Source organism: Microcoleus sp. Pol1C5, from assembly GCF_036701115.1.
GTDB lineage: Bacteria > Cyanobacteriota > Cyanobacteriia > Cyanobacteriales > Microcoleaceae > Microcoleus.
This window is the reverse complement of sequence record NZ_JAUBQE010000018.1, coordinates 1-13754: the sequence shown is the minus strand read 5'-3', so window position 1 is coordinate 13754 and position 13754 is coordinate 1. Positions and strand designations below refer to the sequence as shown.

The following is a 13754-nucleotide window of genomic DNA, read 5'->3' as shown; positions in this document are numbered from 1 at the left end:
CTTCCTTTGGTCCTCTCCTCCTCTCCTCACCTACTAGGAAATTTTGTACTTAGCTTTGAGCTGGTGATGCGATCAAAAGCACTGACCGTAATAGCACAGAGTACATTTTATCACAGTTGCGATCGCTACACAAATTAAAAATTATCACATCTAGTCAATGATCTCGATCGCTAAATCATTTTGTTAAATCGCTTACATTAAGGTATGTTAAAATTTTTTCAATGCTCCCAAAAATCCTACGAAAGGAAGTAGTTATGTTATCTCAACCTATTTTTGGCGATCGCTCTCTGACAATCGCCTTTTATCAAGCAGTAATCGATCGCTTCTACGACGGTTTCAGTCTCTCCACCCAAGCACTATTACGAGAGTGTACCCTCGGCTTTGCCCCCTGTCCCGATGGAGTCAAAACCTTTTTCATCATCGCGCCGAGTCTGGATGCAGCAGAGCAACTAATGGAAAAAATGGACAGCATTTTGGAGCGAGTTGCCGAACTCATGGCTGGAGTCGGACAAGTTGCTCTGTGCATAGTTCCCCCCGGCAGCGAAGCAGAGCAACCAGTAGATCTGCAAGATTTAGAAAAAGTTCCCCCAGATTGTCTGGCTTGCAAATTCTTTACAATTATATGGGCCGATGCTGCGGCCGATCGGTAAAATTGACAGTTAGCAACCAGCAACTCAACAAGGTTCGGCTGAACCTGTGCCTGTGGCGCGGGGTAGATTGTCTGTTAGTTACAGTCCGTGGAATTATCGGGCAAAGCGTGCAGGTAATTTAGAGCGTTTGCAAGGTTGCACTCGCAATCCTTGGCAAGTATTAAACAAGCAGACAAAATATATATCAAAGGCCCGCTTGTCAGTCGCTCAGATTTTTACCTGCCGGCTCAAACAGCCGTGCATCTACTTTTTACATTCCCAATTAAGGAAACCAAAAAGCCGCATCAACTTTCCTAGGTGTCTCGCTTCAAAAGACAGCAGCAGGAATGAGGCGGTATCGCTGGCAAATAAATTTTTGCGAAATATCTGCTGATGTTCAGAATAAGCAGAAATATTCTCAAAAATAGATAATAGTTCCGCAGGTTGACCTCAGAAACCCCGTTTTTACCCCCGCGCTTCATATTCGCGGTTCGCTAGGAAATTGACAGAAAATAGACTGTTTGTGTGAGAGTCACTAGCTAGAAACAGAGCAAAGCTTTACTCAAAAAAAGAGCAGTTTTCCAGCGAAACCCCTGGCAGTGCACAGCGATCGTATCACAGCCTCATAGAATTTGTTAAAAATTTCAGTTGAAAATTTGAATTATTAAATTTTATGCCTAACATTGGCGATAAAATCTAAGATTGAAATTCTTAAATCTGAAATCAAGGAATCATGGTAAAACTGACACCGAACCCCAGCTTTAGTTTAACAATTCGGGTTGCTCTGCCGAACCAGCCGGGAATGCTGGCAAGAGTCACCAGCGCGATCGCATCTGTCGGCGGCAACTTCGGTCAAATCGACTTGATCGAGCAAACCCGTGCCACTACCGTTCGTGATATCACCGTCGATGCCTCCAGTCTCGAGCACAATGAAGAAATAGTGCAAGCAGTGAAAGGACTGCCAGATATCAGAGTGATCGACGTGTACGATCGCACTTTCAACTTGCACCGCGGCGGAAAAATCAGCGTAGTTAGCAAAATTTCCCTCAAACGCCAGTCAGATTTGGCAATGGCATACACCCCTGGAGTCGGCCGCATCTGCACAGCGATCGCCAACGACCCGCAACAAGTTTATAACCTCACAATCAAACAAAATACTGTTGCCATTGTTACCGACGGTAGCGCAGTTTTGGGACTGGGAAACCTCGGCCCTGCCGCCGCACTGCCAGTCATGGAGGGCAAAGCCATGCTATTTAAAGAATTTGCAGGTATTGACGCCTTTCCTATCTGTTTGAATACCCAAGATACCGAGGAAATTATTCGCACAGTGCAGAATATCGCCCCGGTTTTTGGTGGCGTTAACCTCGAAGATATTTCTTCTCCTCGCTGCTTTGAAATCGAAGCAAGATTGCGGGAAACCTTAGATATTCCAATTTTTCACGACGACCAGCACGGCACTGCAATTGTCAGTTTGGCAGCATTAATTAATGCCTTGAAAATTGTCAAAAAAACCATCGCAGAAGTATGTATCGTGATTAACGGCGCCGGTGCGGCCGGAGTTGCGATCGCCCGCTTGCTGCGTAAAGCAGGTGCCGAAAACATCATCATGTGCGACTCTAAAGGCGTTCTCTCCGAAGACCGCACGGATATGAACCCAGAAAAACTAGAATTTGCCGTCGCTTCGAGCGGTACTTTGGAAGATGCGATCGCCGGTGCCGATGTATTTTTAGGCGTCAGCGCCCCCGGCGTAGTCACCCGCTCAATGGTGCGTTCGATGGCCGAAAATCCCATTGTTTTTGCAATGGCAAATCCCATTCCTGAAATTCAGCCAGAATTAATTATGGAAGATGCGGCGATCATCGCAACCGGACGCAGCGATTACCCGAATCAAATTAACAATGTTTTGGCATTTCCGGGCATATTTCGAGGTGCTTTGGACTGCAAAGCTGCCACAATTACGACCACTATGTATTTGGAAGCAGCTTATGCGATCGCCTCTTTAGTCAGTCCTTCCCAGCTTGACAAAGAGCACATTATACCGTCTGTTTTTGACGAAAGAGTTGCCATTGCTGTCGCCGGTGCAGTGCAGTTGGCCGCCCGATCCGAAGGTATTGCCCGCGATTAATAGAAGGAAGAAGGAAGAAGGAAGAAGGAAGAAGGAAGAAGGAAGAAGGTTGGAGGGAAGATACCATGTATAAATTAATGGTCTTTGTACCAGTTTTGTACTTCTTCTTTTGTGACTTTTCTGGTTTCTTCTTATTCCCTCTTTCCTCCTCTCCGTTGATTCTTACTCATTTTTGTTTCCCCATCCTGTCTTTTTCCTCAACATCCATCCGTTAAATCCAGGACAGGGAGCGTTGCCGAACTTCCCTCGAACCTCCAACATCCAACCTCTTCCTTCTTCCCTCGAACCTCAGCATCCATCCGTTACATCCCTTAAATCCGTTATACAATCCGTTGCCGAACTTCCTTCTTCTCTCTTGCTTAATGAAGGGTAAAAGTCACAGCAATAAAGAACGTAAAAAGATATAATTAAATAAATAAATAAACCAAGTCCAGCTAGGTCAGATGCAAAGCCAGTTAGGAAAAGCCAAGCGCGATCGCTCCCACCGCAAATTGTTACAACTCAGCCCTATCGGGCTGGCCTTGTGCCGGACAGACGGGACTTTTCTCGACCTAAATCCTGCTTTTGCAAGTATTATCGGCCGCACAGTTGCAGAAACTCTCCACCTCAACTACTGGGAAATTCAGCAAACACAGTGCGCGCCCCCAGAAAAATATCTAGAATGTCAAGTAAAAAATAGCCATACGCACCTGTGCGAAGCAGCATACAAACATAAAAATAACCATCTCGTACCCGTGCGAGTTTCCGAGCGGGCAATTGAAACAGGGGGAGAGTGCGCGATTTGGCTAAGCGCTGAAGAAATTTTTAGTTCTCAGCATGAAAATAGCGAACCGCTGGAATCAGCGCCGCCGCAGAGCAATTCACATCTAGAAAAATTGCTGGCCAAGCAGACTGCGGAACTGGAAAAAACTCAGAAGCTACTCGAAGAAAAAATTTCCGAACTGGAACAAACTCAAGAAAAATTACGTCTCCAAAGTCAAATTATTGACCAAATTAACGAGGCAGTAATTTCTACAGATATGGACGGCTCGATCACCATTTGGAATCAAGCGTGCCAAAAGTTATACGGCTATCAAGCAACTGAGGCGATCGGACAGCACATTTCTCTAATTTACCCGCCCGAACAGCACGAATTTTTATTAGAGGAAGTCATAAAATCGCTACACAAGAAAGGCGAGCATGAAATTGAAGTTATCACACGTCGTAAATCTGGAGAAAAAATTTCCTCGCACCTGATGCTCTCGCTATTGAAAGACAACACGGGAGAAGTTGTGGGGATGATGGGATATTTAACAGATCTCACCGTTTGCAAAGCTTTAGAACAAGAATTAGCACAGAGACAATCACTATTTGATGCCTTTTTAAAGGAGGCGCCGGCGGGACTTTGCATTTTGGACTCCCAACTGCGGTACCTGCAAATTAATCAATTTCTAGCAGAAATAAATTGCCTGAGTCCAGCAGAACACATTGGCAAGACTGTACGCGAAATATTGCCAAATACCGCTCCCATAATAGAGCCTTTGTACGAAGAAATTTTGAGGACAAAACAACCCTTAATTAACATCGAGATGAGTGGTGACAATCCCAGAAAGCCTGGGTTTGTCCGACACCTGACAGGCTCTTATTTTCCCTTGCTAGACAAAGATGGCGAGGCTCTCGGCATCGGTGCAGTCATAATTGACATTAGCGATCGCAAACAAGCAGAAGCTGCGCTGCGAAAAAGCGAACAGCTTTACCGCACTATGGCAAGCAACTTTCCGAACGGCGCGGTGATGTTGTTCGATCCAGAACTGCGCTACACGCTGGTAGAAGGTACAGAATTAGCAGCAGTGGGGCTTTCCAAAGAATTGATGGAAGGCAAGACAATCTGGGAAGTATTCGAGCCAGATGTTTGCGCCGATCTCGAGCCAACTTATCGGGCGGCACTGGCAGGAGAAACAGTTGTTACAGAATTTTTTTACAGCGATCGCGTTTACCTCGGTTATGCTTTGCCAGTCAGAAACGAACGCCAAGAAATTATCGGCGGATTGCTAATGACTCAAAATATTACGGCTCGCCAATTAGCAGAAGAAGCCCTCAGAGAAAGTGAGGAAAAATACAGGTGCATTGTCGAGACAGCCGACGAAGGAATTTGGATGATAGATACGGAGGGTAAAACTACTTTTGTCAACCAAAAAATGGCCGATATGCTCGGCTGCACTCCAGAGGAAATGATCGGGAAGTCGCTATTTGCTTTCATGGATGCAGAAGGCATCGCGATCGCACAAGTCAGTCTTGAACGCCGCCGTGAAGGAATTCGCGAACAGCTCGATTTTAAGTTCCGTAGCCGAGACGGCAGGGACTTGTGGGCGATGGTTTCTACTAATTCTTTGGCTGACAAACAGGGACGCTATGTGGGTGCTTTGGCAATGGTTGCCGACATTACCGATCGCAAGCAAACAGAAGCCGCATTGCAGCAGTCGGAAGCCAAATTTCGATCGCTCTACGAATTAACCAGTTTGCCCGTTTTTATGTTACGTGACAATGCCATCACCGATGCCAACACAGCCACCCTAAAACTATTCGGCTGTACTACCCCGCAACAGTTGTACGGCCAAAACCCCGGCAAACTCTCGCCTCTTTTCCAACCCAACGGCAGAGATTCTTTGAGCTTGGTTAACGAAATGATAGCGATCGCTTTTGAGCGGGGAAAGCACCGTTTTGATTGGGTTCATCAGCGCTTAGACGGTACTGATTTTCCCGCAGAAGTCGTGCTGACAATCATCGAGGTTGGAAATGAAAAAATCATCCAAGCCGTGCTCCAAGATTTAACGGATCGCAAACTTGCAGAAGAAACTTTAGTGCGATCGGAAGAAGCGCTCAGACAGCAAGCTCAGCGAGAACAACTGCTCAATCAAATTGCCAACCAAATCCGCACTTCTTTAGATTTAGATACCATTTTAGCAACCGCAGTTCAAGAAATTCGCAATCTGATGTACCTAGATTGGTGCATCTTCACTTGGTATCGCCCCAACAACAATCCTCCGATTTGGGACGTAACTTTTGAAGCCAAGAATGCAGATTTGCCGAGTATTCTCGGCACTTATCTTATAGACTACAAATCTTGTTTCGCTGTGCGACAGATTTTGCGGCGAGAAATTCTGCGAATTGATGATGTCAGCACTTTTGAAGATGTAGAATTGCGCGAACTTTTCCAGGCTTCAAAATTTCAATCCGTGCTGTCGCTGCCAATTCATACTGCTGCCGGCGATATTGGGGTAATTACCTGCTATCAAACCCTGTCCGTGCGAAATTGGAGCGACTCTGAAGTCGAACTGATGCAAGCGGTGGTCGCTCAAATTGCGATCGCGATCGACCACGCTGAACTCTACACCCAAACCCGCAAAGCGGCACGATTAGCTCAAGCTCAAACTCAACAGCTAGAAGAAACTTTGCGCGAACTCCAACGTACCCAAACTCAATTAATTCAAAGTGAAAAAATGTCTAGTTTGGGACAGTTAGTAGCAGGTGTCGCCCACGAAATTAACAACCCGGTTAATTTTATCTATGGCAATCTCAGCTATACCAGCGAGTACACTCAAAACTTGCTAAAAATGCTGCAACTTTACCAGAAAGAATACCCGCAACCTAGCGCAAGAATTGTAGATGCAAGAGATGACTTGGAAATTGATTATCTTATTGAAGATTTACCGAAAATTTTAGCATCTATGAAAGTCGGAGCCGATCGCATCCGCGACATAGTTTTGAGCCTGCGGACTTTCTCAAGACTTGACGAAGCCGAAAAAAAACAAGTTGACATTCACGAAGGCATCGAAAGCACGCTGCTGATTTTGCAAAACCGCCTGAAACATAAAGCCGATAACCCGACAATTAATGTGATTAAAGAATACGGTAATTTGCCATTAGTTGAATGTTATCCCGGTCAGTTAAATCAAGTATTTATGAATTTGTTGAGCAATGCGCTAGACGCATTGGAAATGGAGATGAAGACATCCAATAGAACCACCAAAAATCTCGCAATTACGATTCGCACCCAAGTAACCGACAATAACAGCGTTGCCATATGGATAGCTGACAGCGGCCCCGGCATGAGCGAAGATGTGCAAAAGCGCTTGTTTGACCCGTTTTTCACTACTAAACCCATTGGCAAAGGAACTGGCTTAGGATTGGCGATTTCGCACTCTATTATAGTAGAAAAACACGGCGGCAAGCTTTCTTGCAATTCTGTATTGGGAGAAGGTTCCGAATTTGCGATCGAAATTCCTATGCGACAAAAAATAAATTAAAACCCCTTGCATTGATATCATATCATCTCCGCTCGATCCACCGGATTTGATAGGATTCAAATCCTACCCTTTACCACCAAACGCACACCACCAGCCGGTGCCATTGTCAAACCCCGGCGTACCGGCAAAACCGGACGAGTTTCTGCAAGTTCTAAAGAGTATCGTGACAGCACTTTCGCCAATACTAACTTCATTTCAAACATTGCAAATGCCGCCCCAATACAGCGGCGGTTCCCTCCCCCAAACGGCAAATATTCGTAAGGCGAAAATTGACGTTCGAGAAAACGTTCGGGTTTAAAACGCTTAGGTTCCGGGTAAATATCAGGACGCTGGTGAACCAAATAAATGCAGGTAGAAAGTATCATTCCTTGGGGAATATTATAACCCATTAACTGCATCGGAGCTTGCAGAAGGCGTGGAAATGCAAAAAATAGGATCGGATAAATCCGCAGCGTTTCGCAACAGACAGCATTCAAATATGGGAGTTTACTTATTTCCGCCGGGTCGCAATTTTTGACATCCAGAGAATTTAGTTCTTGCAGCAGTTTTTCACGGACTTCTGGGATGTAGTGAATCCAATACAAAGCCCAGGCTAAAGCTGTGGCTGTAGTTTCGTGTCCTGCGAATAACATTGTCATTAATTCATCCCGCAATTCAACGTCGCTCATCGGCTGCCCCGCTTCGTCAAGGGCTGAAATTAACAAGCTCAGAATGTCTTCGCCCAATGGTTCAGACTGAGTTTTGCGTTCGCGAATTTCTTGATAAAGCAGTTCATCTAAACGCTGTCTTTGTCGCAGAAATCCTCCCCAAGGGCTCCAAGCACCTAAATCTTTTTGCAACGACTTAATAAACAGAAAGCTAGCGCTTAAGGGATTGCTAAACAGGCTGAACATATTAATCATTAGTTGCTGAATTTGCTGGTAGCGTTCTCCTTCGCTCAGCCCGAAAACCGCGTGCAAAATTACTCCTAATGAAACTTCCTGCATAGTTAGTTGCGCGATTACCGAGCTACCAGGAGTCCAATTATTAATTACTTTTTCGGTGGTATTGCAAATGATTTGTCCGTAAGCTTTCATACGTTCACCGTGAAAAGGTGGCATTAAAAGTTTGCGCTGCTGCAAATGTCGATCGCCATCTAACAACAATAACGAATTGGAGCCTACTAAAGGTAGCGTTATCTGGTTTCCCGTACCGGATTCAAAGAGTTTGGAATCGGATGTAAAAATTTCTTGAATAGCTTGAGGATTGCTAATAATTACTTGCGGCGGAAAGTTGCTGAATTTGCTGGTAAAAAGGTCGCCGTAGCGCTGATAATTACTATCTAAATAATACAGAGGATTTAAAAGTCCCCGCACTGTCTGAACAAATCTAGCGTCTTTAGGGCCGTCTAGCAATTTGTTGGTAGCATGATTTTGAGAAGGAGAGTTTTCTGTGGGGATAGTCATTTGTTTTTCTCCTATTTTGAGGGTTGCACAGGACTAATGAAAGCATAAGTTTTATCTTATTTCACAAAACTCTCAAATCCCTCAGCTATTAAAAAATAGTACGCGGTAGGCATCATAAATTAGTACGGCAATAGTAGGATACAGAGTAACTCCCTGGCCAAAAGCACGATCGAGCGGATCTTTGAGATAGCCTATCCAAAACGCTATTCTTCCGAAAACAAACAAAGTTGCCAAAAGTTGATTGGAACTTAGTAAATTAACCATTGTTTACACAAACCTTATTGTAGGTTTTTTCTACCTAAAGATTTTACGTAAACCAGATCGCACCTTGGCGTCTCCACACCAGTTGTCGGTAGATATCCGCTATTTTCGTACATTCTCACAGCTTCTTTGAGAATACTAGCAGTTTCAATCCAGATTTCCTCAAAGCCGCGAGCGATAATTTTACTTTCCAATTCTTGCAGTAAAAATTTCCCCAAACCCTGTCTCCTTGCTGCGGGCAAAATATACATTTTGCGAATTTCCACAGCATTATTTCCGCGCTCAATCGGATAGTAAGCCGCCGTACCGACTATTTTATCCTGCCGTTCAACTACCCAAAATTCGCCGCCTTGATTGTGATAATGTAGTTCTACATCATAAACATCTCGATCTGCCCCGTGAGGTTCGCATTTTAAACCGTATTCTGCTAAAACATCCCTAATTAAATAGAACGCCTCAGCGCGATCGCGCGTTTCCCAGGAACGAATTAAAAAATCCAGATGTTGGGTTTTCATTGGTTGTTGCAACGTATATTTAATTTTTAACTTGAGCAACTGTAAAATTAGTGATTTTTTGTATCTTACAGTCTTTAAATGCACCTAAATTTTAACTGTGAATTCTCGGTTCCGGATGAAGACTTGCCAGCAACTCGCTCTCTACTAATGATAATTCCTCCAACCTCTGCATCACAATATCCCGATCGAAATAAGTTGTTGCCAAAATCCAATATACACCGTAATGGCGCGCCTCCGAAGCCATCAAACTGCGGTAAAACTTAGCTAATTCCGCGTCTGGACAGCGATCGCCCAGCAGCCCCAACCGTTCGTGACTCCGCGCTTCTATCAAAGCAGAAACCAACAAAGAATCCAAAAGTCTTTCGGGTTCCTGCTTGCGAATTTGGGCGGACAAACCAGCACCGTAGGGAGGTGCAGCCAAAGGGCCTAAAGCAATGCTGCGCTTTTCTAACCGCTGGTTGACTTGCTCGAAATGCTCTAATTCTTCGCGGGCGATCGCCGTTAGCATCCTCACCAATTTTTCCCTGGCTGGGTAGCGAAACATTAAATTTAACGCTACTCCCGCCGCTTTCCGCTCGCAGTGAGAATGGTCTAATAAGATAGTATCCAAATGGGCGATCGCCTGTTCTACCCAAGCTTCCGAAGTCGGCTGTTTTAAAAACTTAATCGTTGGCAGTGTTGAAGTCATTAGTCATCAGTTATCAGTCATTAGTCATTAGTCAGCATTTATCCTATTTTACCTAATTTTTCAAACACCGCATACATATCACCAGCAAACTTTTTCGGATTCCACAGCGGGGACAAATTGGCTGGAAGTTTAGATTTCACTAACTGTGCTTTAATTGCATTTCTCAATTCACGTTCTTTACCCAATTTTACACCAACTTCCACATATTCCGACCAAGACAAAGCCACACCAGTTTCAATTCCCAATGCCTGCAAAAACGAATAACCCATTCTCGACAAAAATTGCTCTCCTGTGCGAGTCACCACTGGCAAATTAAACCACAAAGCCTCTAAAGTGTGAGTTCCTCCGTTGTAAGGATAACAATCTAACAACACATCTGCCAGCAAATAGATAGTTCTGTGTTCTTCCTCAGTAGCAAACCTTGGCAAAAACTTAATGCGGTGCTTGCTCACTTTTTCTGCTTCGCAAGCTTGGTGATAGGCAGCCTCAAACACCGCAGCATCGCCTAAAGCTTTGTGAATTAAAATACTGTTTGGCACTTGTTTGAGAATCGCAATTTGGGCTTTTACCAACTCGTAATTGAATTTTCTGCCGGGTGCCACGCACAGGTAAACTATCTGATCTAAACCGATCCGATTTGACCTTCTCAATGCAACTGGATCGACTCCATATCTCTGAAAACCAGACACCGCTACAAAGGAATCTGGCATCCTAATTAGCTGCTCGTCATAATATTTTTCCCGCCCGGCTGGGTGCGAATGCCAGTCTGTAAGAAAGTAATTTTCCGGCGATAGGTAAGGGGCGTCAAATCCCAGCCAAGAAACACAAACTGGTGCGGGTTTTTGGTAGAGAATGTCAGCGTGAACTGGTACGCTGAGAGAATCTAAATCAACTAAAACGTCCAGTTCATCTTGCTGAATTTTGTCGATAATTTCTGCGGGATTGGCAAGTCCGTTCGGGTAGGTTGTCGGAAAAGTCAGTTTGCCCCAAGTTTCAAATTGCTGAGTGCGATCGTCAGGAACAATTCTTTCGGAAGCGTACAAATACACATGGGGTGTGATGTCGGACAATTCGCGAATGATGTCAGCGCTGCACCAACCTACAGAATGGCGGCTAAAGTGATTGGACAAAAAGCCGATTTTTAACTTGCTGGATGGAACACTTGGTTTGAAACTGTAATTTACGGGTTGAGAAAAATTAGGTTTAATACATTGCTCGATATACTTTTGGGAAATTAATCTGTAAAGTTTTGAGTTGGCTGCCAAGTCATCTCGCACATACGGTGTGCTGAATAACAAGTTTGCATAAAGCGATTTAATTTCCACCGGGCTAGCAGTTTCTAAGTTTTGTTGCAAGTACGACTCTAGCTCTAAAAATCGCTCGCCCGCAATTTGATTTAATCCCGACACTTGATAGGTGCTGATGAAGTAAATCGCGGTCATAATTGGATCTGTTTCGGCACACATTTGGCTGTATTGGTGCACGGCTTGCCGCGCTGCAGCTAAATTGCTAGTATCTCTGAGGATGCCGCACAAATGTTGGTGGGCAGAAATAAAATCGGGTTTAATTTCTAGGGCTTTTTGAAGGTTGGGTATTGCGTCTTTAAATTGACCCTGGTGGCGCAAAACTCGGCCAATTTGACAGTATGCTTCGGCTAAATCGGGTTTGAATGCGATCGCCTGCTGCCATGCAGCCACCGCCTCATCTAACTTCCCTTGCCGCGCTAATTTATCTCCTAAATTTAAGTGAAAATCTACCTGAGCAAGGTGGGGATTGAGTTCGAGAGCTTTTTGCTCGTATGCTACCGCTGCATCCTGCTGCCCCTGCTGCTTCAGTGCCCCTGCCAAATTCCAGTAAGCAGCAGCCAAATTTGGTTTAAGTTCGATCGCCTTTTCGTAATTGACAATAGCCTCCACCAAATGCCCTTGTTTGTAGAGCATACTGCCCAAATTAGCATAAGCCTCAGCAAAATCGGGATTCAGAGCGATCGCCTCCGAATAAAACCTCATCGCTTCCTCAATTTGGCCGCTTGCTTGCTGCACATTGCCCATTGTCACGTAAGCCGCCGCCCAATCCGGTTGCAATTCCAGAGCTCGGCGACAAGCAGCGACGGCTGCTGCTAAATTGCCTTGAGAGTAATAGGTTTCTGCAACGACTGTCAGCGATGCAGCATCTTCTAATTCGGGTGTTTCGGATTGGTTGCGAAAATCGGAATTCATTTGGCGGCCTATCTGTGCTATCAAGTTAAAGGTTGAATCTATATTATTTTGAAGAGTAGCAGTTTTAGCGGAATTACGGGCGATCGTCACAGAGAATTTATGAGCGACAAGCAAGCGATACAGCGCCAACATAACATCAAGTGGAAACCAAACCTCCTGCTGGGGATACTCTTGTTAACCTTAGCAATCCCCTTACCCTTTGCCCAAAAGACTTTCGCACAGCAGCAGCAGACAGCCAGCTTTCGGCAGAAATTATTTCAAACTGCTCTTTATTTCACCCTATATTTTGAGGGCGGATTTAGCAATCACCCTGCCGATAAGGGCGGGAGAACTTATCGGGGCGTCTTGCAAACGGAATACAACGCCTACCGCTACAGTCGTGGGCTTCCGCCCCTCGACGTGACGCAGATGTCGGAAGCAGAGCTCCTAGAAATTTATAAATATTACTGGGATTCGAGCCTCTCGGGCACGATGCAGCCGGCTTTGGCGATCGTCATGTTTGACACCGCCGTTAATTTCGGTATTAATAACTCTATTACCTTTCTCCAGCAAGCATTAGGATTGCCACAAACGGGAGTTTTTGACTCGCGCACCAAGGAAGCGCTGAAAGGGGCAAATAATAGAAATACCGCCTTGCAAATGATTAATGAACGAATTATTTACCGCTACAAAAGGGTGCAAGAAGATCCGAGTCAGATGGCATTTTTCCGGGGTTGGCTGAGTCGCGATTATAGTTTGTGGGGCTATGTGAATAAGATTAAGAATTAAGCAGGGCTGATTTATTTTTTCAAAACTGTAGTAGTCCCATGGCAGGGGTTTACACCCCTGTCTCATTGACCCGATAGATGCTATACAGTCAACCCATTTCGATTAGCTGTTGTTGTCAAAATGTACTCAACTTGAGCCGGAGTTAAAGTCGGATTGGCATTCAAAACTAAAGCCGTTACACCCGCTACGTGCGGCGTTGCCATAGATGTACCAGTTAGGGTGTCATAGGTGCTATAGGGAGTTGTAGAATAGATCTCTACTCCCGGAGCAACTAGGTAATCCAAAGGTGTGGAACCCGCACGGTTAGAGTCGTAAGCCATCCTGCCGTTTATATCACTACTGCCCACGGCAATTCCCCAGCGATCGGCATTACGAGCTGGATAAGCTGGTTGGCTAAAACCCAAATTTCCTGCTGCTATCACCACAACAGAGCCTTTGTTATTTGCATACTCAATTGCGTCATTCACCAGTTTGGAAGGGTAAAACTCATTTCCCAAGCTGAGGTTAATTACATTTGCTCCATTATCAGTAGCATAGCGGATTCCAGCAGCAACATTATTCACCTCGCCGCCACCAAAGACGGGCAACACTCTGACAGGCATAATCTTGGCATTGTAGGCAACTCCTGTGATGCCAAAATCATTTCGTTCCGCGGCGATCAAACCTGCTACGTGAGTGCCGTGACCATCGGGATCTAGATCGATTGGGTAGTTGTCATTATACACAAAATCCCAACCCCGAATACAGCACTTTGCGTGACTAAGAGGTACAGTAACAGCAGTGAGCAAAATAATTTTTGATTTGCTTAGTTGAACATA

The 13754-nt window shown here is 45.0% G+C and carries 10 protein-coding genes; 4 read left to right on the top strand and 6 right to left on the bottom strand.

What is annotated here, in order from left to right:
• Positions 1 to 254: 254 nt before the first annotated feature.
• From QUA23_RS12035 to QUA23_RS12025, 3 genes are all read left to right on the top strand, one after another.
• Complete coding sequence (locus QUA23_RS12035) at positions 255 to 650, top strand: hypothetical protein (protein ID WP_333076123.1); 396 nt, start codon at positions 255 to 257, stop codon at positions 648 to 650.
• Between the two features lie 712 nt (positions 651 to 1362).
• Positions 1363 to 2754, top strand: a complete 1392-nt coding sequence (locus QUA23_RS12030; protein WP_333076122.1) for a malic enzyme-like NAD(P)-binding protein — start codon at positions 1363 to 1365, stop codon at positions 2752 to 2754.
• Between the two features lie 443 nt (positions 2755 to 3197).
• Complete coding sequence (locus QUA23_RS12025; protein WP_333076121.1) at positions 3198 to 7040, top strand: PAS domain S-box protein; 3843 nt, start codon at positions 3198 to 3200, stop codon at positions 7038 to 7040.
• A gap of 56 nt (positions 7041 to 7096) precedes the next feature.
• On the opposite strand, the gene QUA23_RS12020 is transcribed toward QUA23_RS12025, so the two are convergent.
• The 5 genes from QUA23_RS12020 to QUA23_RS12000 form a co-directional block, all read right to left on the bottom strand.
• Positions 7097 to 8485, bottom strand: a complete 1389-nt coding sequence (locus tag QUA23_RS12020; RefSeq protein ID WP_333076120.1) for a cytochrome P450 — start codon at positions 8483 to 8485, stop codon at positions 7097 to 7099.
• Positions 8486 to 8566: 81 nt separating this feature from the next.
• A complete protein-coding gene (locus QUA23_RS12015; RefSeq protein ID WP_333076119.1) occupies positions 8567 to 8749 on the bottom strand; it encodes a hypothetical protein in 183 nt (60 codons plus the stop codon).
• Positions 8750 to 8763: 14 nt separating this feature from the next.
• Complete coding sequence (locus QUA23_RS12010) at positions 8764 to 9261, bottom strand: GNAT family N-acetyltransferase (RefSeq protein ID WP_333076118.1); 498 nt, start codon at positions 9259 to 9261, stop codon at positions 8764 to 8766.
• A 91-nt stretch (positions 9262 to 9352) separates the two neighbouring features.
• Positions 9353 to 9949 carry a tRNA isopentenyl-2-thiomethyl-A-37 hydroxylase MiaE gene (locus tag QUA23_RS12005; RefSeq protein ID WP_333076117.1) on the bottom strand — a complete coding sequence of 199 codons (597 nt, stop codon included), beginning with the start codon at positions 9947 to 9949 and terminating at the stop codon, positions 9353 to 9355.
• Between the two features lie 38 nt (positions 9950 to 9987).
• Positions 9988 to 12168 (bottom strand): tetratricopeptide repeat protein, encoded by a 2181-nt coding sequence (locus tag QUA23_RS12000; protein WP_333076116.1) that lies wholly within the window; start codon positions 12166 to 12168, stop codon positions 9988 to 9990.
• 99 nt (positions 12169 to 12267) lie between these two features.
• Here QUA23_RS12000 and QUA23_RS11995 point away from each other — a divergent pair, with 99 nt between their 5' ends.
• On the top strand, positions 12268 to 12936 hold the full coding sequence (locus QUA23_RS11995; RefSeq protein ID WP_333076115.1) for a glycosyl hydrolase 108 family protein: 669 nt from the start codon (positions 12268 to 12270) through the stop codon (positions 12934 to 12936).
• 80 nt (positions 12937 to 13016) lie between these two features.
• Here the strand turns inward: QUA23_RS11995 and QUA23_RS11990 are convergent.
• Positions 13017 to 13754: S8 family serine peptidase (locus QUA23_RS11990; RefSeq protein WP_333076114.1), on the bottom strand; the 738-nt coding region annotated here is incomplete at its 5' end.